The organism is Acinetobacter sp. SwsAc5 (genome assembly GCF_013391485.1).
Taxonomy (GTDB): domain Bacteria; phylum Pseudomonadota; class Gammaproteobacteria; order Pseudomonadales; family Moraxellaceae; genus Acinetobacter; species Acinetobacter towneri.
This window is the reverse complement of the sequence record NZ_JACAXD010000004.1, coordinates 23,977-45,435: the sequence shown is the minus strand read 5'-3', so window position 1 is coordinate 45,435 and position 21,459 is coordinate 23,977. Positions and strand designations below refer to the sequence as shown.

Annotated in this window: 15 protein-coding genes; 8 read left to right on the top strand and 7 right to left on the bottom strand. The window is 42.6% G+C overall.

Going from position 1 to position 21,459, the window contains the following annotated elements; translation table 11 throughout:
- Window positions 1-14: 14 nt before the first annotated feature.
- The 3 genes from HYG89_RS03205 to HYG89_RS03195 form a co-directional block, all read right to left on the bottom strand.
- The gene (locus tag HYG89_RS03205) at window positions 15-1,043 is read right to left on the bottom strand and encodes a DUF4062 domain-containing protein (RefSeq protein ID WP_096901324.1); all 1,029 of its coding nucleotides are present in this window, start codon (window positions 1,041-1,043) and stop codon (window positions 15-17) included.
- Between the two features lie 86 nt (window positions 1,044-1,129).
- Entirely contained in the window at window positions 1,130-2,005 is an 876-nt protein-coding gene (murI, locus tag HYG89_RS03200) for a glutamate racemase (protein ID WP_004975969.1), read from the bottom strand.
- A 46-nt stretch (window positions 2,006-2,051) separates the two neighbouring features.
- Window positions 2,052-2,663 (bottom strand): DUF1285 domain-containing protein, encoded by a 612-nt coding sequence (locus HYG89_RS03195; RefSeq protein WP_004975967.1) that lies wholly within the window; start codon window positions 2,661-2,663, stop codon window positions 2,052-2,054.
- 195 nt (window positions 2,664-2,858) lie between these two features.
- Between HYG89_RS03195 and HYG89_RS03190 the strand changes: the two genes are divergently transcribed.
- Window positions 2,859-4,571 (top strand): electron transfer flavoprotein-ubiquinone oxidoreductase, encoded by a 1,713-nt coding sequence (locus HYG89_RS03190; RefSeq protein WP_004975965.1) that lies wholly within the window; start codon window positions 2,859-2,861, stop codon window positions 4,569-4,571.
- 408 nt (window positions 4,572-4,979) lie between these two features.
- Window positions 4,980-6,113, top strand: a complete 1,134-nt coding sequence (locus tag HYG89_RS03185; protein ID WP_104852982.1) for a hypothetical protein — start codon at window positions 4,980-4,982, stop codon at window positions 6,111-6,113.
- Window positions 6,114-6,250: 137 nt separating this feature from the next.
- Here the strand turns inward: HYG89_RS03185 and HYG89_RS03180 are convergent, their stop codons facing one another.
- Entirely contained in the window at window positions 6,251-10,030 is a 3,780-nt protein-coding gene (locus HYG89_RS03180; protein WP_178866023.1) for a S8 family serine peptidase, read from the bottom strand.
- Between the two features lie 726 nt (window positions 10,031-10,756).
- Complete coding sequence (gene tusA / locus HYG89_RS03175; protein WP_004975955.1) at window positions 10,757-11,014, bottom strand: sulfurtransferase TusA; 258 nt, start codon at window positions 11,012-11,014, stop codon at window positions 10,757-10,759.
- Between the two features lie 197 nt (window positions 11,015-11,211).
- Here tusA and HYG89_RS03170 point away from each other — a divergent pair, with 197 nt between their 5' ends.
- Both HYG89_RS03170 and lnt read left to right on the top strand, forming a co-directional pair.
- Window positions 11,212-12,051: a CBS domain-containing protein gene (locus tag HYG89_RS03170; RefSeq protein ID WP_004975954.1), complete on the top strand. Its 840-nt coding sequence runs from the start codon at window positions 11,212-11,214 to the stop codon at window positions 12,049-12,051.
- On the top strand, window positions 12,048-13,604 hold the full coding sequence (gene lnt, locus HYG89_RS03165) for an apolipoprotein N-acyltransferase (RefSeq protein ID WP_178866021.1): 1,557 nt from the start codon (window positions 12,048-12,050) through the stop codon (window positions 13,602-13,604). The genes HYG89_RS03170 and lnt overlap by 4 nt, the downstream gene beginning before the upstream one ends.
- 111 nt (window positions 13,605-13,715) lie before the next feature.
- Here lnt and gspG read toward each other — a convergent pair whose 3' ends face one another.
- Window positions 13,716-14,150 (bottom strand): type II secretion system major pseudopilin GspG, encoded by a 435-nt coding sequence (gene gspG / locus HYG89_RS03160; protein ID WP_004975950.1) that lies wholly within the window; start codon window positions 14,148-14,150, stop codon window positions 13,716-13,718.
- A 76-nt stretch (window positions 14,151-14,226) separates the two neighbouring features.
- Window positions 14,227-15,432, bottom strand: a complete 1,206-nt coding sequence (gspF, locus tag HYG89_RS03155) for a type II secretion system inner membrane protein GspF (protein WP_004975948.1) — start codon at window positions 15,430-15,432, stop codon at window positions 14,227-14,229.
- A 152-nt stretch (window positions 15,433-15,584) separates the two neighbouring features.
- Here gspF and HYG89_RS03150 point away from each other — a divergent pair, with 152 nt between their 5' ends.
- From HYG89_RS03150 to HYG89_RS03135, 4 genes are all read left to right on the top strand, one after another.
- On the top strand, window positions 15,585-17,807 hold the full coding sequence (locus HYG89_RS03150; protein ID WP_004975947.1) for a primosomal protein N': 2,223 nt from the start codon (window positions 15,585-15,587) through the stop codon (window positions 17,805-17,807).
- 72 nt (window positions 17,808-17,879) lie between these two features.
- On the top strand, window positions 17,880-19,721 hold the full coding sequence (locus HYG89_RS03145) for a monovalent cation:proton antiporter-2 (CPA2) family protein (protein ID WP_154321101.1): 1,842 nt from the start codon (window positions 17,880-17,882) through the stop codon (window positions 19,719-19,721).
- Between the two features lie 50 nt (window positions 19,722-19,771).
- Complete coding sequence (hslO, locus tag HYG89_RS03140) at window positions 19,772-20,647, top strand: Hsp33 family molecular chaperone HslO (protein ID WP_178866019.1); 876 nt, start codon at window positions 19,772-19,774, stop codon at window positions 20,645-20,647.
- 257 nt (window positions 20,648-20,904) lie between these two features.
- A complete protein-coding gene (locus HYG89_RS03135; RefSeq protein WP_004975938.1) occupies window positions 20,905-21,369 on the top strand; it encodes a DUF2147 domain-containing protein in 465 nt (154 codons plus the stop codon).
- Window positions 21,370-21,459 lie beyond the last annotated feature (90 nt).

Genomic DNA, 21,459 nt, shown 5'->3' with positions numbered 1-21,459 from the left:
TCTGTATTGAGAGATTAATACGGTGTTTTAAATGAATAAACCCGATCGGTATCTAGCAAATTGCTCTCTAAAAGTTTTTGCGCTTTTGCCGTGGTTTGCCACAACATCCGCTGACGATCATCACGCCCCGCCTGCACAATCCAGTCATTTTGACGCATTTGCATTTTAATCTGATGCAAGGCCCGAATATTGATTTGGGCACGTGCAACTGCATGCGCACGTGGCATGATCCGACGTGCATCCTCCAAACCAGTTTCATTCAAATATTCATTCATGCGTTTCGAAAAATATTCTTCAGGGGTTGGATGAATAAAAGTATTGCCTAAAATTGCCAACAACTGCGCCCAACTTAAACTTCGCTCAACTTTCAGCTCTCTAAAGTTACCATCCTGATAGGCATGCATGCGATATTCAAAACGATATGATTCATTCATCGACACTTTAGATACGCTTAGAAACGGGTCTGCTTCGCGCTGTCCCACATCGGTTTCCAGCTGACGTAACTTACTTTTTAAACGTTCAATTTCATCATGCAAAGCTTGTGTATTTTGCGGGCGCACCCAACCAGAAGTCGGATAACGTTCTAGCATTTGCGACATATTAAAGCGGACAGCAAGCTCTAAATCACGCAGAGTGCGGTAGCTAAACACCTGATCGACTTCTTGTTGTAATAATTTACGGAACTCTTTGAATTTTTCACGCAATTCAGGTTTTTCATCATGTAAAGATGAATCACGTGAATCTGGGTCTTCGTGCATAAATACAATGATCGGCTTTTGCTTGGTGACTGCATAAATATACTCTAAATGCATATACCCCACGCCCGACACCGATTGCTCACCGTACTGGCTGCCCAATAGAATCACCACATAATCACAATCATCAATTTGACGGCGTGCAAATGCAGTGCTGAGTGGGGTACGTTGTTCTAAACCCCACGAAAAAAAACCCATTCCCACCAATGTTTGTGCCAAGATCACTCGTTCTGGCTGCATATCTGCCCCAGAAGTCGAGATAAAGACCTGATAGCGCTTATCGAGCATTGGTTTCCCCTCTCCTATTGCCATTACAAGTCGGTCACCGTCTACTTGTAATGCTTTTCCCCAATCATAAAAAAATTATCTTAAAGTCAGTCCACAGTACTCACATTTGCGATACTCCAAGAAATATTGCCTGGAATAAGATGCTGCAACACGGGCTTTAATTGTTCTGCATTGTTCCCGCTGACATAACACGCAATTTGTAAAGTATCTGCCAAACTTTGTTCAAATAATAACTCATTTTTAATTAAAATGCGGGAAGTTTGACGCGCAACGGCAATTCCTGAGTCAATTAATGTCAGTTTCTGACCAAAAATGGACTCAATCGCAGGTTTTAGGAAAGGATAATGGGTACAACCGAGCACCAAATAGTCCGCGCCCTGATCGACCACAGGTTGCAAACTCTGCTGTAAGGAACTTAAACATGCCTCACTCATTTGCGCCCCTTGCTCAACAAAAGGCACTAAATCTAGATTGGTGACATTCAAGACTTGCACTTGAGCAGGAATCGCAAAACGCTGCATCACATCTTTAATAAGTTGTCCGCGAAAAGTCGCAGGCGTCGCAAGTACAGCCACAGTTTTGCTTTGGCTATTTAATACGGCAGGCTTTAAAGCAGGCACTAAACCAATAATGGGAAAATCTTCGCCGTAATGATCGCGCAGATAATCTAGACTAAAAGCAGAAGCAGTATTACACGCCACGACCGCAACTTTACAACCTTGTCGATATAACCATTCGATTGCAGCTGCAGTGAGTTCTCGAATATTTTGATCATCACGTGGGCCATACGGCACATGTGCAGTATCGGCATAATAAAGGATGCGCTCATTGGGCAAATATTCTGCAATTTCAATGGCAACTGACAAGCCTCCTATGCCCGAATCAAAAATACCAATTGGCGCACTGGCTTGTGCTTTTGGCATGGCTTGATTTAAGGGAGAAACAGGATGAATGGCTGTCATAGCAAGAGATTCAGCAATACAAAATGGGATGAATAAAGCTTAAACCTCAGCTGCTTAAATGCAAGTGCAAATCACCACTTTTCAACGATAAAATCGTTTCGCCCTGCGCATTTTCACTCAGCTCGCCCAATTCCACCAAATGTAAAAAAGCCGCACGCTGAATCAGGGCATTAATACCAAAACGCACATGCACATAAGGACGCAGCTCACCTGCATATTCACGCATAAAAATAGGATGCTCGGCATCAACAATCACAATATCCTGATGTGTAGTGATAAGTTGAATATAATTTTGCTGTCCGATTTCGACCACATCAACCTGATTGATGAACAAAGGCTCATCTTCTACCTGGATTTCAATTTGTTCCACTGGGGTTTTTAAATAAAACTTGCCCTGCTCTTTCCATAACACACTAGAAAACAGATCAACCAATGCCTGACGTTTGATCAATTGACCTTCGTGCCACCATTCTCCATTGGCTTTGACCAGCAAATCCATTGCTCCACAATGCTTTGGATGCCATTGCTCCAAAGGAGGGATTGATCTTTTGTGACCTGACTGTCCAGTTTTTATATATTGTGCAATGTGCATTAAATTTTTATTATCAGCCGTAGCTACATTTTCTGTCGGTTTGATTGAATTATCGTCATGCTTCATGCTGCAGTACCTTACTGACGGAAAAATAATACGATTCAGCCAATTGGCTAAGACTCGGTTTAAAACTATACTAGCTCACAATACTTACCCATACTGTAAAAGACACGATTAAATTTGTGTCTGGCAACTAAAAATACTCATGGCAGCACCGTTGCTTGATGCGGTTGCCACCTTCAATTATATGAGGAGTCCTACATGGAACACATCGAACGTGAATCGATGGAGTTTGACGTAGTCATCGTAGGCGCAGGCCCTGCGGGTCTTTCTGCTGCGATCAAAATTCGTCAACTTGCAATTGAAAACAATTTAAATGATCTGTCCGTTTGTGTGGTCGAAAAAGGCTCTGAAGTTGGTGCGCATATCCTTTCGGGTGCAATTCTTGAGCCTCGCGCCATCAACGAGTTATTTCCTAACTGGAAAGAAGAAGGTGCGCCTTTAAATGTGCCTGTGACTGAAGATAAAACTTTCTTCTTGATGTCACCTGAAAAAGCTCAGCAAGCACCGCATTGGATGGTGCCTAAAACCATGCATAACGATGGTAACTACGTGATCTCGTTAGGCAACGTGGTGCGTTGGTTAGGTCAAAAAGCCGAAGAATTAGAAGTTTCTATTTTCCCTGGCTTTGCGGCATCTGAAATTCTGTACCATGCCGATGGTACGGTTAAAGGCATCCAAACTGGTGACATGGGCATTGGTAAAGATGGCGAGCCAACGCATAACTTCACACCGGGTTATGAACTACATGCCAAATACACCATTTTCGCAGAAGGCTGTCGTGGTCATTTAGGTAAGCGTTTAATCCAGCAATTCAATTTGGATAAAGATGCCGATCCTCAACACTACGGGATTGGTATTAAAGAACTTTGGGAAATTGACCCTGCAAAACACAAACCAGGTTTAGTCATGCACGGTGCAGGCTGGCCATTAAGTGAAACAGGTTCTTCAGGCGGTTGGTGGTTATACCACGCAGAAAACAACCAAGTGACTTTGGGTATGATTGTGGACTTGTCGTATACCAACCCACACATGTATCCATTTATGGAAATGCAGCGCTGGAAAACTCACCCTCTAATTAAACAGTATCTAGAAGGCGGCAAGCGTATTTCTTATGGTGCACGTGCTGTGACCAAAGGTGGCTTTAACTCATTGCCAAAATTCACCTTCCCAGGTGGTTCTTTAATTGGTGATGATGCAGGCTTCTTAAACTTTGCCAAAATCAAAGGCTCTCATACCGCCATGAAGTCTGGCATGCTTTGCGGTGAAGCAGTATTTGAAGCGATTGCTGCAGGTGTCGCAAAAGGCGGTGACTTGGCGATTGCTCGCGTAACTGAAGGCGAAGATTTCTTTGTGAAAGAGCTAACGGCTTACACTGAAAAATTCAACAACAGCTGGCTGAAAGAAGAACTTTATAGCGCACGTAACTTTGGCCCTGCAATGCATAAGTTTGGTCAATGGATGGGTGGTGCGTTTAACTTTATCGACCAGAACGTGTTTAAAGTACCATTTACTTTGCATGATTTAGTGCCTGATTTCAGCGCACTCAAAACTGTAGATGCAACCAGCTTTAAACCGAACTATCCAAAACCAGATGGCAAGCTGACTTTTGACCGTTTATCTTCAGTGTTCGTATCGAATACCGTACATGAAGAAAATCAGCCAGCACACTTAAAGTTGACAGATACCTCTATTCCAGTGAACGTAAACTTACCTAAATGGGATGAGCCTGCACAGCGCTACTGCCCTGCGGGTGTTTATGAAATCATGGAAAATGATGATGGTTCAAAACGCTTCCAGATTAACGCAGCCAACTGTGTTCACTGTAAGACTTGTGACATTAAAGACCCATCACAGAACATCACTTGGGTAACACCTGAAGGTGGCGGTGGTCCGAATTACCCGAATATGTAATTGCGAATCGCAATTGAGAAACCCAAAAGCAGTGCCTCGGCACTGCTTTTTTATACACAGTTTACAAAATTACCAAGGTATCATAATCCCTTACATTTTTCAGGTATTTCTCTATTCAAAAGCAGGCGATTGAATAACTTTCCTTGTTATGCTGTTTTTGCTTATTTTTTATCTTTTCTATTTTTAGTTTTTTATTTCGTTTTTTTCAGACTTGAACAACCGAAAATGTTGTTTTGTCAGCTTTTATACAATGCTATTCGGCATTTTATGCAGCACTTAGCACGGTAGCAAAATGTTGTAGATGCTGACTAAAACTGACTTGAGTGGAGTATAAAGCAGTACTTTGAGTTTTATCTTGCTCAAGCATTTGGTTGTTCTTCTTATTTTCATTAGAAGAGGAATTCCAACATGCTTAATTTAACAGACACCCTCAACCAACTTAAAAATGTGCAGGCACAACCTGCAGTCAGCTTATTTCTACCCACACATCGTACCTTTCCAGACAATCAGCAAGATGTGATTGCTCTTAAAAACCAACTTAAACAACTCGAAGAACGCCTGTTGGCAGACTATGACAAACGTCTGGTGGCACAAATTTTAGAACAGATTCATCATCAAACCAAAGATTTGAATCCCAACTACCATTTAGACAGTCTGGCTATTTTTGCCACAGCCGACAGTGCACAAGTACTGCGTCTGCCATTCCCTACCCAAGAACGTATTGTGATTGATCAACAATTTTCAGTGCGTGATTTTATTCGTGAGCTATCTTATGCAGTGCAATACTATGTGGTAGTGATCAGTCGTGAAGTTGGACGTCTGATTAAGGCCTCCAATGATCGTGTAATCCATGAGTTTTCTGTAGATGACAGCGACTTGAATGAACGACTGCCACATGGTGCATTTCCTGTTCAAAATGATAACTTATATAGCACCAGCGGTGCAGAACGTGCCACAGCCGCCAATGAAGACCGTTTACTCAAAGAGTTTTTAAACCGTGTCGATAAAAATGTGCAAACTGTACGTGCCAGTGAGCCATTGGGCTTGGTCATTGTGGGTGATCGACGCAATATCAGTTTTTATGAATCTATTTGCGACCAACCCAATGCCATTATTTTCAGTGTAGATAACGTCACTCAGCTAGAACAAGGCAGCGCACAACACATTATTGACAGTATTCAGACCGAGCTAAAAAGCCATCAACAACAATTGCATCAGCAACATGCGCAGCAACTGGATGAACTCTATGCCAGTGACCGTGTTGTGACCGATCTGCAGCAAATTTATCAGGCAGTGTTGCAAAATAATGTCGATACTTTATATGTTCAACAAGGCTACATGCAGACAGGTTGGGTCGATACCGACCAGCAACGAATTTATCTAGATCAAGCGCACGCACCTGACAGCGCACAAGCCACAGACGATGTGATCAACCATATTATTGATGCAGCACAGCAACACGCTGCCAATATCGTATTTATTCCTGCCGATTATTTACAGTCCAAAGCACCACTGACTTTAATGAGTCGCTATGCGGTCTAAAACTCAGTCCATTTGACTGTGATCTAAAAAACAGCCATGCAGATTTATCTACATGGCTGTTTCAATCAAGATTCAAACTTCTCATTCATACGCAAATCTACGCTTTTTCATGACTTTCTCATGAATAAAACGATCAATTAGAATCGAGTCGTTACCGCCAACTGTACCCGATGACTGTCGCTATGTGATCGCCCGCTATATTCATAATTCAAATTGATAAAACTATGTTGTCCAAAGTGAAGTTGTGAACCTAAGGCAGCATGATATTGACCTTGATCGGCATGCCATGCATCAAACTTCAGTTTCTCCGCTGTGCCTACATAATGGGTATCTAAATATGCTTTTTCCTGAATCGGTTGGCTGTAATACAAGCTGCCTTGCAATTGCCATGCTGGATTCAACTGGTAATTGGCTTGCAAACCTGCACCAAAATTCCAGCGCTGCATCACCAAATCATCTAAGCTGTTGACACCATCCTGCTGAGTTTGTTCGGCATGAACATAATGTTGGAACGAAGCGTCTAAATACGGTTGAATCTGCATTTTTTGACTGAGTGGATAGCTATAATCTAGACGCAAACCTGCGGCATACATTTGTCCATCAAACTGTATTTTTTGTGCTTGAGCATGACCACGCTGCGCGTCAACATCCACCTGCATGCCTTTTAACCATGCCGCGACACTTAAATCACGATTAAGCTGCTGTGCTGTCCCCATAGTTAGTGCATAGGCTTTGCTCTGACTGCTATTTTTTGAGCCTGTTTGTACGGCATCATCTAAGTTCAGTTGACTGAAATCGGCCTGCGCTGCCAAGGTCATCCCTGCCAGTTTTGTTGCCACACCAACACCTTGATGATGACTACGGCGCTCACTATTTAAGCCGACATAATCCATATCATAACTTTGGTAATCACCCGAAAACCAAAGCTGTTTGGGTTGTGCGGTTGCCAAACGCTGTGCAAACTGACGTTCTTGCTTGCTGCTTTCTTCTGCGACATTTAAAACGGTATTGGCATAAAAACTTGGATCAAGTTGATGAAACAGTTGATTCAATGCCTGCGTAGAAACTGTACTTTCAGCAGCATTGCTATAACGTATAGTTTGAGCAAAATTGTTAAATAAGCGATTGGCAAAAACTTTTTCAGCATCTTCCAGCGTTTCTAACTGTTGTTTCTGATCAAGACTTGCTAAAACTACATCTAAATTACGGGCAACCTGAGTACGTCCTTCAAGTTCAGCAGCAAGAGCCGCCACCGTTTCAGTCGATTTACGCTTTGCCGTAATCACCACATCGGTATTGATTGTATCTGCCGCACGTACAGGCTCGCCCGTTGCATTCAGTTCAGGACGATAACTAACTTGTGTCAACTCAAATAATGGATTGCTTGAGCGATAAGCATCGAACTCACGCTGTACGCCTTGTTGCGCACGTAATACGGTAGTTTGTGAACCTTGTGCAGTAATAAGTGGCTGATCAAGTGGCACTTCATCAAACAGGTTCAAAGTCCCTGCCAAATTGGCGGTTCCCGTTACCGTCAGCAAATTGCCAAAACGTGCTTTAAAACCCGCATGTTGCTGCTGATCTGCAGCAATCTGCATCGAATAGTTGCCTGTGATGGTTAAATTGCCTTCGTTATTTAGCCAACCGCCTGTTTGCTGCACATCACTGATGCTGCCATAACCCGTCAGCTCACCTGCATGTAACTGAAATTTTGATGGCCCATTATTGCCATTAATTTCCAGCACACCACCGCGAATAATCGAATCGCCCAAATATTGGTTATTGCCCGTAAATACCAGCTTACCTTCACCCGATTTAGTAAAGCCTTTATTCCCTTTTAAATCATTTGAAAAGACCGAAACAGGTGTACCTGCGGTATCTAACTGCACATCATCCCAATAAAAACCACCATAGCCCTGCGTGGCGGCAACAGTATCTAACAAGCCCCAACCGCTTTCATAAGTGATGGTTTTACCATGATGATCGCGGCTGTTACGATTGCGATTTTCCCACGCTGCTTCGCCTTCAATATAGAAGTTACCTTGTCCATCACGCCAGTAACTCCAGATATGCTCTGGAACTTCATCGACCTGCACAATGCCACGATAAGTTGGTGATTCAGCACGAATCTCGTCAAAATCTTTAGCTGTGCCTAAAATGGTTTGTACCAAATTGTGGTTTTTCATCCAGGGATAAGCAGCTTTAACCAATACTGCCGTACCTGTCACCCGCGCTGTAGCAGGTGATGTGCCTTTATAGTTTTGTAATTGACCACTATTGCTATAGTTTTGTGTGGATGATGGTGCAGCCAAACACCATTCTGCCGCATCACCACAAAGATTTGCGCCAGAAAAATCTTCACGTGGTGCAGAAACTGCAATAAAACCTTCTTTAAAACGTGGGTTAAAGTCGGGCAATAAAGTTTCATCGCTGGAGTTATCCAGACCTTCATTGCCTGTGGCTTTCAGCAACAATACATCCCGATTTAAAATTAAATCATGCACAGTTGCCAAGTCGCCATTGCCTACGCCTGTGGCAGCATCATAGCGTTCATTCCGAGTAAGCTGTGTCCATAAACCACTGTTGTCACCGCCCCAAGAGTTGTTAAAAATTTTAACCTCACCCTGACTGTCGCGATTAATTTTGCTGATAATTAGGAATTGATTGCCACCATTCGAGCCTGAGTCAATGCTGTCACTGCCATAAATCCGTGCATTACTTAAACCATTATTCCCCGCAATAATGGCAGCCATTTGTGAACCATGATCATGACTGGCTTGATGGTCGGTATAACTTAAATTTTCTAGACCTTGCTCACTGTAATAGCACAACGGATTTTGCGTACATACCACTTGGCTGTCATGTAAATTGACATTGTTCAGGTCAGGATTATTCGGATCAATCCCCGTATCAATAACACCCACATGCATATTACGGGTATCGATTTTGGTTTTTAATGCACCGAGTTCTGCTGCATAGTCGGCTTCATTTAAACCATACATGGCTTCGGTGAGATTACTGTTATTGCTTGAATCCATCACCGCATAGCCTGCAAGTGTGCCTGCACTGGCTTGTGGTTGGGCATTTTGTAGTTCTGCTTGCACTGCACGCACATACTGAGGTTTGCTCAGTTGTTCCGCGCTCACAGGCGCAACATAACTCGGCTGTTGCAGCAATGCTGCAGGATCAAAATAATGTTCTTCTGCTTCTGCCGCATCAATGATTGCAGCATCCATTTGAATCTCTGCAGCAGCTTCATCGTTGGTTGCAGGTGTTTCAAGAAATGCACTGTCTGTTTCGACTTCTAAAATGTTTTGTGAAGGTTCAGGTTCTTGAATCGCACTGCCCATCTCGATGTCAGAGGTATCTTGTGGTGCTTCAATATCTTGAATTGCACTATCGACCAAGACGGTGTCGGTTAAAACAGGCTCGGCTACTGGTGGAGCTACCACATCGACTGGTTGCTCTACTTCTGACGGAGGTGATTCAAGTGTAGGTATCGTATCAGGCTGATTGACATCATTATTTTCTAAAACGGTAGCATCATCGCTAGGTACAGCATCATTGCTGTCTAAAAGTGAATCTTCAGTTGGTGATGTATTGCCATGATCTGTACTGCCACCACTCAAACCACCGCCATTGGATGATGCATCGCCATGATCTAGCTCTAAATTCACAGGAGGTTGATCGGTAATGGGTGCAGATGGTGCGACAGGTTGCTCTACTCCGCTGCCAATGCCTTCATTTGTAGTCGGTTGATCTTCTTGGCTGACATTTTCTGCCCCCAACACATCAGTGACTTGAACCGTGCTTGACTGAGAGCCTGAACCCGATGAACAGCCTGAGATACTCATGGTCAATAAACACGCCACACTCAGTGGCTTTAAAGAAAAGTTTTGCTTTTTATCTAAAATCATACCGTACTCAATCAAAATGATGATAACGCAAGATTTATTGATGATTGATCACGTAAAAAATTAAGCAGATTTTGCTCAGTCTAAATGGCATATTTTTTTAAGATAAAGACAATCAGTTAAGCCCCCCAAAATTATTTTTCTTAACTTGACTACTTTAATGCGACAGCTTAATCAGCTTTTTCAGCCTTATAAAACATAAACACTGCCATATAACATTCAAACCAAGCAAAACCCCAAATCTGCTTAATTTTATCCCCAAATGTTCTGCAATCGAACTCAATAAACTGATCGCATTATAGGCTAATTTTTCCATATATTAAAAAATATTTAAAATAATTTTGTTAAAAATCAATAACTAAACAATATACTAAACTCACACTCTAAAAATTATTTCTTATACAACACACAGAGCTTTGTTAGATTTTGCACAAGCACACAACTTGCCCTATAAATGCAGAAAAGTTGAAAAGTCCCTTAAAAAATGTGTAGCAGATAACGCAACTCGTGGATCGTTTCGCCATTTTTTAACTCAAACTGTGAAGCAGGTTGGATTGATGCAAAATTGATGAAAAATTAAAAATAAAGTTGAACGTCATGGCTAAAAACACAAAAGGCATATTTCAACTTGCATGAATTGCAAATGAAATATGCCTATATGGATCACATGACTATTTTATCGTGTTTAAATTATAGTGTTCTAAAAGTGCTGAGGCTAATTTTTGCCTATTAGCCTTTTTTCACCAAATAATGAAATTCTTTATTGCCTTGCTCATCTAAGCGTTCTTCTTGCAATAACAACTCATGCCCCAAATGCATGCAAAATTTTGGAATATCCCAAGACGTCGAATTGTCAGTTGCAAACACTTCAACCACATCGCCAGACTTAGATTTGCGAATGGCTTGATGCAGCATCATCACAGGTTCAGGGCAACGCAAACCGCGGGTATTCAGTTGAATGCTAGGTGTGACAGGAAGTTCAGACATGCACAGACTCGATATTAAAACATCGGGCTAGTTTAGCATAAAGCGCAGCCTTGTTTTATGTGTTCCCGCTACGCACAGCAACACATCTCGTGACGTAATTGCCGTCATTTTCTCCCAAGATTAGCAATAGACAACTGTATTTTCTAAGGTATGATTAAGCTAAGTTTTTTAGATATAAAGAGTCTTTAGGAAAGATCATGCACGAGGAATCAGGCCCATCGTGGGGTATGCGTGGCCTAAGAAAATGGTTAGGCACTGCACCAGAAACCCGCGATGAATTGCTAAAATTAGTACAAGATTCACGTCGTTTTTTAGAACCCGATACGGTGGCAATGCTCGAAGGTGTTCTGGATTTACCTGCCACCAAAATCCGTGAAGTCATGACCCCACGTACCGCCATGATTAGCTTACAAGAAGATGATGAGCTACTCGACATTTTGCATGTACTGGTCGAATCGGCACATTCACGTTTTCCTGTGTTCTCATCTGACCAACCCGACAACGTGGTGGGGATTTTATTGGCAAAAGATTTATTGCCTTTACTGACCGAACAAAGAACCAAAGTCGATATTCGCGCCTTAATGCGTCAGCCGTTATTTGTGCCTGAAAGTGCTCGTTCAGACCAAGTATTGCGTATGCTCAAAAACACCCAAACCCATATTGCAGTGGTGATTGATGAGTATGGCACCACTTCGGGCTTGGTTACTTTAGAAGATATTTTAGAAGAAATTGTCGGTGAAATTGAAGATGAACACGACAATATTGACGAAGAAGCAGAATACATCATCCCCGATCACGACCCAAAAACGGCAAATACTTGGTTAGTACAAGCACTTACACCAATCGAACATTTTAATAATGTTTTAGATGCAGATTTTTCTGACGATGAAGTAGAAACTGTGGGCGGTTTATTGCTTCAGGAAATTGGTTTGGTGAGTGATTTGCAAGGACAAGTGATTGTGATTGGCAACTGGGAGTTTACCATTCTTGAAGCAGATGCCCGCACTATTCATCTGATTCGAGCCGTACGTCAATGAGGACTTTTTTTTCCAAGCTGTCTAATCCTGCAGAACATCAACAACTGCCCTTAATTTATCCATTAATCATTGCCCTATTGGCAGGTGCAGTGTTTAGTTTGGCACTTGCTCCCTATCATTACTGGTGGATTGCCTTACTTTCACCTGCTTTGCTGTATGCGACTTTAAGCAAACGCACCCCGAAACAGGCCTTTTTGATTGGTTGGTCTTACGGGATTGGGTTGTGGTTTGTCGGAGCATTTTGGCTCTATACATCCATTCACGTCTATGGCGACACCAATGCCTTTTTAAGCGTGCTGATGATTGTCATTATGGCGCTGTTGATGGGTTTGTTTACTGCCGTACAAACGTGGTTATATCGTCGGTTTTTCCCTGAAACACCACTGACTTTTGCACCGCTATGGGTATTTTTTGAATGGGCGAAAACTTGGGTCTTTACAGGTTTTCCATGGCTGTTTGCAGGTTATGCCTTCACCGAACGCTTTTTGGATAGCTATGCACCGTTGTTTGGTATTTTCGGGGTGTCTTTTGTGGTCATCTTGCTGGCCTGTGCGTTGGTTGAAGTCCTTAAAAAGCGTATCTTCTGGCTGATTCCATCGGCAATTTTACTTTTGGGTGCATGGGGTGCAGCACAACTCAGTTTTGTAACTGCAAAATCTGAAAAGCCACTCTCGGTTTCTCTGATTCAAGGCAACATTCCTCAAGACTTAAAGTGGCTAACCGAATACCAAATTAAGACCTTGGAAATTTATACCCGCTTGACCCGAACTGAATGGGGACGCGACATTATTGTTTGGCCTGAATCATCCATTCCAATGTTCCAGACCGATATTGAACCGTTTTTGGATGCCATGAAAACACAGGCTGAAAAAACGGGCAGTTCGTGGGTGACAGGTATTCCGTATTGGGACTTGCCTGAATCACAAGTGCAGCAACATCCAATGTATTACAACAGCATTATGGCAACGGGAGATGCGGCTGAAGGCTTGTATAAAAAGCAGCGTCTGGTGCCTTTTGGTGAATATATTCCGCTTTCAGGCTTACTGAGTTGGGTACTACCTGCGATGCAAAATGACCCATCCATGAGTGGTTTTTCACGTGGAGCGTCTGAGCAAAAACCGCTTGCAATTAAACAGCATCATTTGGGGGCAGCCATTTGTTATGAGGTGGCTTATCCGAACCTGACCCGCCGCAATGCTAGCCAAAGTGACTTTTTGATAACAGTATCCAATGATGCTTGGTTTACGGGTACTGCAGGGCCGTTGCAACATTTACAAATGGTACAAATGCGTGCCAAAGAAAATGGACGTTGGTTTGTTCGTGCCACCAATACAGGGGTGACCGCATTTATTGACCATCATGGACATATTGTCAAACAAGCGCCAATGGATCAGGAGTTTGTACTGCGTGGAGATCTGCCTGCCATGCAAGGTCAAACTCTGTATACTCAACTCAGCGATTGGCCTGTGCTGATTTTTTCATTGCTGTTGTTAATTCTAGGGTGGATTTATCGACCACGTCAGGTAGATGTGTCGTTTAAATCACGTCGTTAATAGTACTGTTCAATAGTGCTTAGAAACGACCATTCATAAAAAACCGAGCATTAAGCGCTCGGTTTTTTTTGGAGTTCACTGAATCAATATATAGACTCAACTCATCTTCTATTAAGGCTGATAATAAATGTCGGCATCGGTACCTTCACCACCCTGCTGACCATCTGCACCAAAAGAATATAAATCAAATGGACGACCTTCTGAACCCGGAATCACATATTGGATGTCATTATCCCAACTGTCTTTCGGATAGCCCCCTTTCACATAACCGCCTGGCAACCAGTTTTTAGCCGAAGCAGGCTGATTCACCAAGGCATCTAAACCGCCGTCTTGCATTGAAGGATATTTTTGATTATCGAGTTTGTATTGATCGAGTGCGCCAGCCACACCTTTTAAAGTAATAACCGTAGTATCTACTTTGGCTTTTTCACCACGTCCCATTACGTTCGGTACGATTAAAGCCGCCAACACACCTAAAATTACAATCACCACCATGACTTCAATCAGGGTAAAACCAGACTGTTTACTCGGTTGCTTCTGTTTCATTCAATCTCTCTCATTTATTTATATCAATTCGACATTTATTTTAGATTCTGTTTGAAGAACGATGCTTCAAAACGATTTAAATCATATTGTTCATATTCACAATTGGCAGCATTACCGCAATCACAATCACCAGTACAATACTCGCCATCAGTACCAACATCAACGGTTCTAATAATGCCAACAGGGTAGAAATCAGTGTGGTCACTTCACGGTCTTGCATGTCTGAAGCACGTGACAGCATACGGTCTAACTCGCCCGAGGCTTCACCACTTTTGATCATTTGTACCATCATCGGTGGGAAATAACCACTGCGCTCTAATTGCGTCGCCAAGTTACCACCTTCAGTGACTTTTTCTGCCGCCAAATTGACCGCATCACGAATGACCCAGTTGTTACTGACCGCAGCACCAATATTTAGCGCATCCACCAAAGGCACACCCGACTGAGTCAAAATAGACAAGGTACTGGCAAAACGCGCGGCATTAATCCCACGTGATAATTTTGCAAATAACGGCAACTTTAAGGTTAAACGGTCAAAGGCATAATGCCCTGCGGTGGTGCGTAAAAAACGCACCAACAACAATACCCCCACCACAGAAGCCACCAGTAAAAACGGCCATGCAACACGAATAAAATCACTGGCTTTCATTAATGCCACGGTGATCCACGGCAAGGCATCTTTGCTCTGATCAAAGGTTTTAACAATATCGGGTACGACATAAGTCATTAAACCCATCACAATCGCAAAAGACATCAGCATTAAAATGATGGGATAAATCATCGCCCCTTGAATTTTTTTCTGCATGGCAAAGCGGTTTTCGGTGTAATCTGCCAATTGTTCCAGAATTAAATCCAAATGCCCCGAACGCTCGCCTGCGGCAATGGTGGCAATATATAAGTCTGGAAAACGCCCCGATTGTTGTAAAGCATTGGCCAGTGAATAACCTTCCAAAACTTTGGAACGCACCGACATCAGCAAATTTTGCACATGGGCTTTTTCACTTTGTTTACCCACAGCGCGAACGGCTTCTTCCAAAGGAATCGCAGCAGCCACCAAAACCGATAACTGACGGGTCAGCAAAGCCAAATCATAGGCGGTGATTTTTTTCTGAAACCATTGTTTGCCACTGTGTTTATCTTTTTGTTCAACGGTATCGACACTGACAGGAATCCATTCTTTGTCACGTAATTGCTGACGGATTTGTCGTGCAGAATCACCCTCTAAAACACCTTTTTGCTGCTTCCCTGAAGCGTCAATGGCAGTAAATTGATATGCTGGCATTGTAATGCTCTAATTTTCCAAAATTTCTTGCAACGCAGTTGCGTCTGACCACTAAAATCATTCATATTCTTAGATATAAATTCTGTGCTCACTCTAACACATGCCAAAGTCGAGCACGAAGCCATTTTTCACAGGACGATACGACTTTTTCTATGCCAGATTCCACTTTAGACCCACAGCCTGTTTATCGTATTCGAGTGGCTGTACCCGTATATCTTTACGACTGCTTCGATTATATGCTCAGTGCAGCACAATATCAGCAAGCAGAAGTGGGCGCGCGGGTCTTGGTTTCTTTTGGTCGGCAAAACTTGGTCGGAATTATTGTCGAAAAACTGGCACTCGACACCCCAATTGATCCACGTTTTAAACTCAAAGCCATTAGCGAACTTTTAGATGAGCAAGCGATTTTAGACCCTAAAGTTTTAACTTTGTTGACATGGTCGGCACAATATTATCAATTCCCGATTGGTGAAGTGATGCAAAGTGCCTTACCTAGCTTATTGCGCCAAGCCAAACCCTATAATTTATTGGCACGTACTTGGAAATTGTTGGATGCACATGCCGAAGCTAAAATTACACGCTCAGAAAAACAACAAGAAGCCTATAAAATTTTAAAGCTGCATCCTTCGGGAACTTCTGAAAATATTTTAAATTTGGCAGGCATTGAAACAGCAACCCTAAAAGCCTTGGCGAATAAAGAAATTTGCGCATGTGTTTTGGAAGCCCAAGATTTTAGCCCAATGCCAGTGACTTTGGCGCAAATGCCTTTAACCCCTAATCCAGATCAGAAAAAAGCCATCGACAGCGTACTTAAAGTACGGCAGCAATATAAGGCATTTTTACTGGATGGTTTAACGGGTAGCGGTAAAACTGAAGTGTACTTACACATCATGCATGAGGTACTAAAACAGGGCAAACAGGTGTTGGTGTTAGTACCTGAAATTGGTCTAACGCCACAAACCATTAGCCGTTTCCAATCGCGTTTTCACTGCCACATCGCCCTCTTACATTCAGGTTTAAATGATTCCAAGCGTTTGCAGGCGTGGCAAGCCGCACAAACGGGCAAAGCCTCGATTATTTTAGGTACACGTTCTGCGATTTATACCCCATTGCCAAATTTAGGCTTGATTATTTTAGATGAAGAACACGACCTGTCTTTTAAACAGCAGGAAGGTTTTCGCTACCATGCCCGTGATGTTGCGCTCTATCGTGCCCATCTGGAAAATTGCCCTGTTATTTTAGGTTCGGCAACTCCAAGCATTGACAGCTATGCACTAGTCGATCAAGGCAAAATGCAATGTCTGGAATTAAATCAACGCGCGGGCACGGCACTCATGCCCAAAATCCACCTGATTGATTTAAAAATTGCCAAAAAACAGCACGGTATTAGCCAACAATTGATTGATGAAATCAAAAAACGCTTGGCTAAAAAAGAACAAGTTTTGGTGTTTTTAAACCGACGCGGCTATGCACCCGTATTGATTTGTGAGAGCTGTGCATGGCAAGCCAAATGCCCGAATTGTGATGCCAACTTTACCTTGCATCATCAACCTTATACACATTTGCATTGCCACCACTGCGGTACGATTCATCGTAAACCTGAGCAATGCCCTGCCTGCAACCATGCAGAACTCAAACCAATTGGCATGGGCACTGCCAAAGTCGAAGACAGTTTAAACGAGCTGTTTCCCAATGTAGATGTGATTCGGGTAGATCGTGACTCAACCAGTCGTGTTGGCAGTTGGCAAAAAATTTATGACCGTATTCAACGCAGCGAACCACTGATTTTATTGGGCACGCAAATGCTGGCCAAAGGGCATCATTTTCCGTATGTGACATTGGTGGCAATTTTAGATATTGATTCAGGCTTACTTAGTGTGGATATTCGCGCACCTGAACGCACGGCTCAACTGATTGTGCAAGTGGCGGGACGTGCAGGGCGTGGTGAGCATAAAGGTGATGTTTATTTGCAAAGTGTGCGTCCTGATCATCCACTTCTCACCACATTGGTCGAGGGAGATTACCGCAAGTTCGCCAAACAAAGTTTAAAAGAACGCAAAGCTGCACAATTACCGCCTTATCGTTACAGTGCTTTGATTCGCTGTGAATCTAAAAGTCAGGAATTAAACCAGCAATTTTTACAACAACATGCACAATGGCTTAGAGAACATTCAGAACAATTAATTGAAATTTGGGGGCCGATTCCTGCGCCAATGGAACGTAAAGCAGGACGTTTTCATGCACACATGGTGTTGTTGTCTAAAGATCGGGCACGCTTACATTTTTATATCAGGAACTGGTGGCAAAATATGTTGCATGAAAAGCCATCCAGCATGAAACTAAGTTTAGATATAGATCCGCAAGAATTTAGCTAATACTGTAAATTGAAACTTAGCTGTATCAGCACTTATTTCAATAATCCACCGCTTTAAACTTTGGATGACCACATGTCCTTATTGTTACAAATAACCATTTTTCTAGGCGCTTCATTGGTTTTGGTTCCCTTACTAAAACGCTTTGGTATTGCGACCGTATTGGGCTATTTGTTTACAGGCATTTTGCTAGGGCCTAGCGTATTCAATATTGCCAGCGACCCCGATGATATTCAGGAACTGGCAGAATATGGTGTGGTGTTCCTGATGTTTATTATTGGCTTAGAACTGCGTCCACAACGGCTGTGGGAAATGCGCAAGCCCATTTTTGTTTTGGGTAGTTTACAGGTCGGCATCACGGGTATTCTACTTGCAATCTTGGCTTTTTTTGCCTTACAGCAAGGCATTGCCTCAAGTGTGGTGATAGGTTTTGCACTGGCACTTTCCTCTACAGCCTTTGTGCTACAAATGTTGCAAGAAAAGCAGCAACTCAACAGCAGTTATGGACAACAATCCTTTTCCATTCTGCTGTTTCAAGATATTGCCGCCATTCCTTTAATTGCCATCATTCCCATGTTAGCAGGTGCAGAATCGACTCATCATGGCATTGCTTATTTTGCTGCAATCATGGCGACCTTTAGCGGTTTGTTCTTATTTAGCCGTTATCTCATGCGTCCATTTTTTCGTTTTGTGGCTAAAAGTGGCGCACATGAACTGATCACTGCTGTCGGTTTATTCATTGTACTTGGCGTGGTCAGCATTATGGATGTGCTGGGCATTAGCACCACCTTAGGTGCATTTTTAACAGGCGTATTGTTGGCAGATTCCGAATTTAGACATGAGTTAGAAGCCAGTATTGCCCCATTCAAAGGCTTATTGCTAGGCTTATTTTTTATGACCGTCGGGATGAGCACCGAACTGGCAATCTTAATGAATACCCCTTGGCTGATTGTAGGCGGTGCATTGCTGCTCCTGCTCATCAAACTGATTAGCCTCACGGCCATTGCCCGTTATTTCCAATATTCTTGGCGCAATAGTTTGTTGTTGGCGACTTGCTTGGCACAAGGCGGTGAGTTTGCCTTTGTGGTGCTCAGTGTCGCACAAAGTGAAAGTGTGCTCAGCCAGGCCATGCTGCAACCACTGACCTTAATTGTGACTTTGTCGATGGTGTTGACCCCAATTTTATATTGGTTGATGAGCAGTCAAATTATTCCTCGCTTAGAACGTGAAAAATCGCCTGAATATGACGAAATTCCCGATACACATCACCCCATGATTATTGCGGGTTTTGGTCGTTTTGGACAAATTATTGCCCGTGTGGCGTACTTGCAGCATCTGCACTTTACTGCCATCGACAGCAATATGGATAAAATTGATTTTGTGCGGAATTACGGCGGTAAAGTCTATTATGGCGATGCCACTCAACCTGAAATTTTACGTGCCGCAGGCATCGAGCATGCCAAAATCTTTATTCTAGCCATTGATGATATTGAAGACTCAATGAACGTGGCACGGCATATTCGCCTGAATTATCCAGCGCTAAAATTACTGGTACGCGCTCGTGATCGTCATCATGTGCACTTATTGCGCGATTTAGGCGTTACCTATATTTGGCGTGAAACGTATTTATCCTCTTTAGGCATGGCCTATCAGGCTTTGCGCGATTTGGGCATTAATGAAAAAGATGCCTATAAAAGCATTGAGTTGTTCCGTGATTATGATGAACAACTCTTGGCACAACAGCAGCACATTTATACCGATGAACAAAAAGTATATGAAACCCATCGTAACGCTTTGGCAGAACTGGAACACCTGTTTGAAAGTGATGCACAAAACCGTGAAATGCCCTTGGGTGTCGATTTAAAACGCGGCTTGCATAGCAGTCATATTGATGTAACACGTGATGCAGCAAACTGACTTGTGTTTTACAATATTGCCACCATTAAAACAGGGTTATGGAGAATTTTATGTCTGATTTACGCCAACGCTTTTTTATTGAAGATAGCCCTGTTCGTGGTGAAGTAGTTCATCTCGAAGAAGCTTTGCAAACCATTTTAAAACAACGTGATTATGTGCCTGCGGTGCAAGTATTGTTGGGAGAAATGCTTTGCGCCACTGCCCTACTGGCCAGTACCCTAAAAATTAAAGGGCGTATTAGCTTACAAATTCAGGCATCTGGCACATTTAAATGGGCTATGGCGGAATGTAACCATTTGGGTGAAGTACGTGCGTTGGCAGACTACGAACAAGACCCGCGCTTTTTAAACGCTGAAGACAGCAGCACCGTCCTGAAAAGTTTGGTCAGTCCTGTACTGTTTATTAATATCGAGCCTGAATTTGGTGAGCGTTATCAAGGTATTGTGCCTTTAGACAAAGCCAATTTAGCTGAATGTTTAATGCAGTATTACGACTTATCGGCACAAATTCCAACTCGTATTGTGTTGGCAAGCAATGCTGAACGTGCGGGCGGTTTGCTGATTCAATTGTTGCCGCGTAACAGTGAAGAAGAACAACAACGAGTCGATGAAGATTTATGGCCGCGTGTGACCATGCTGACTGAAACCTTAAAAGCGGAAGAATTGACTGATTTAGACGTCAATGAAATTTTGTACCGTTTGTACAATGAAGAACAAGTGCGTTTGCCTGAAGTAGAAGCCTTACGTTTTGGTTGCACTTGTTCCAAAGAACGCTGTGCCAATGCCTTAATGCAGATTGGCGTTGCTGCGGTGCGTGAAACTTTGGAACATCAGAACCCAATTACTATGGATTGCCAATTCTGCAGCACACAATATAGCTTTAGTGCCGAAGAAGCCTTAGGTTTATTCGGAGAACATCTCAGCTAAATTACATGGCGAATACCGTGATTAATGTGTGATGCAATACTGAAAATTCACCAAAAATGAGCAGTCCATTCTGCTCATTTTTATTTGCGTGACGATCATCGTCAAAACCTATTATTTTATTACTTTTCATGTGATTAATTTCACAAAACTTTCATGCAATTACTAGAAAATACCGCGTAAATTAGGTATAAATAATCCCATATTTTTTTTATGCCTTTATATATTTTAGGCTGCTTCTTCTCTGGGATATTGATTTTATGAACACCCTGTTCTTTTCTCGTTTAGCATTCATCAGCGCGATTTGCTGTTCAAGTTTAGCTTATGCAGCCAATGCAGACCCACTTTTGGGCAAATGGAAAACATTAGACTACCGCACAGGTTTTTCATTGTCTGACGTAGTCATGAGTAAAGATAAACAAGGTGCGTATGCCGCTACGATTATAGAACTACGTGCGGTTCCTGGCGCACCGCGTTTGGAAAATTGCACACTCTGTACGGGTAAAAATAAAGATAAGCCACTGTTAGGTTTTGTGCCATTAAGTCACTTAAAAGCTACGCCAAGCAATCAAATTGAATTTTATGAAGGTGACTATTTAGACCCGCGCACAGGTAAACAATATAAAACTCGTGCACGTTTAAGCAGCAATGGCAAACATTTAACCCTTTATAATGTAGACCTTGCCACCAATGCCAGCCGCAAAATGACGTGGGTGAAATACTGATTTTATTCCTCACCAATGCGATAAAAGCTGTGTTCTGCACACTTTTATCGGAATGATTAGATTTAAATTACCAACTCCATAACACTTATA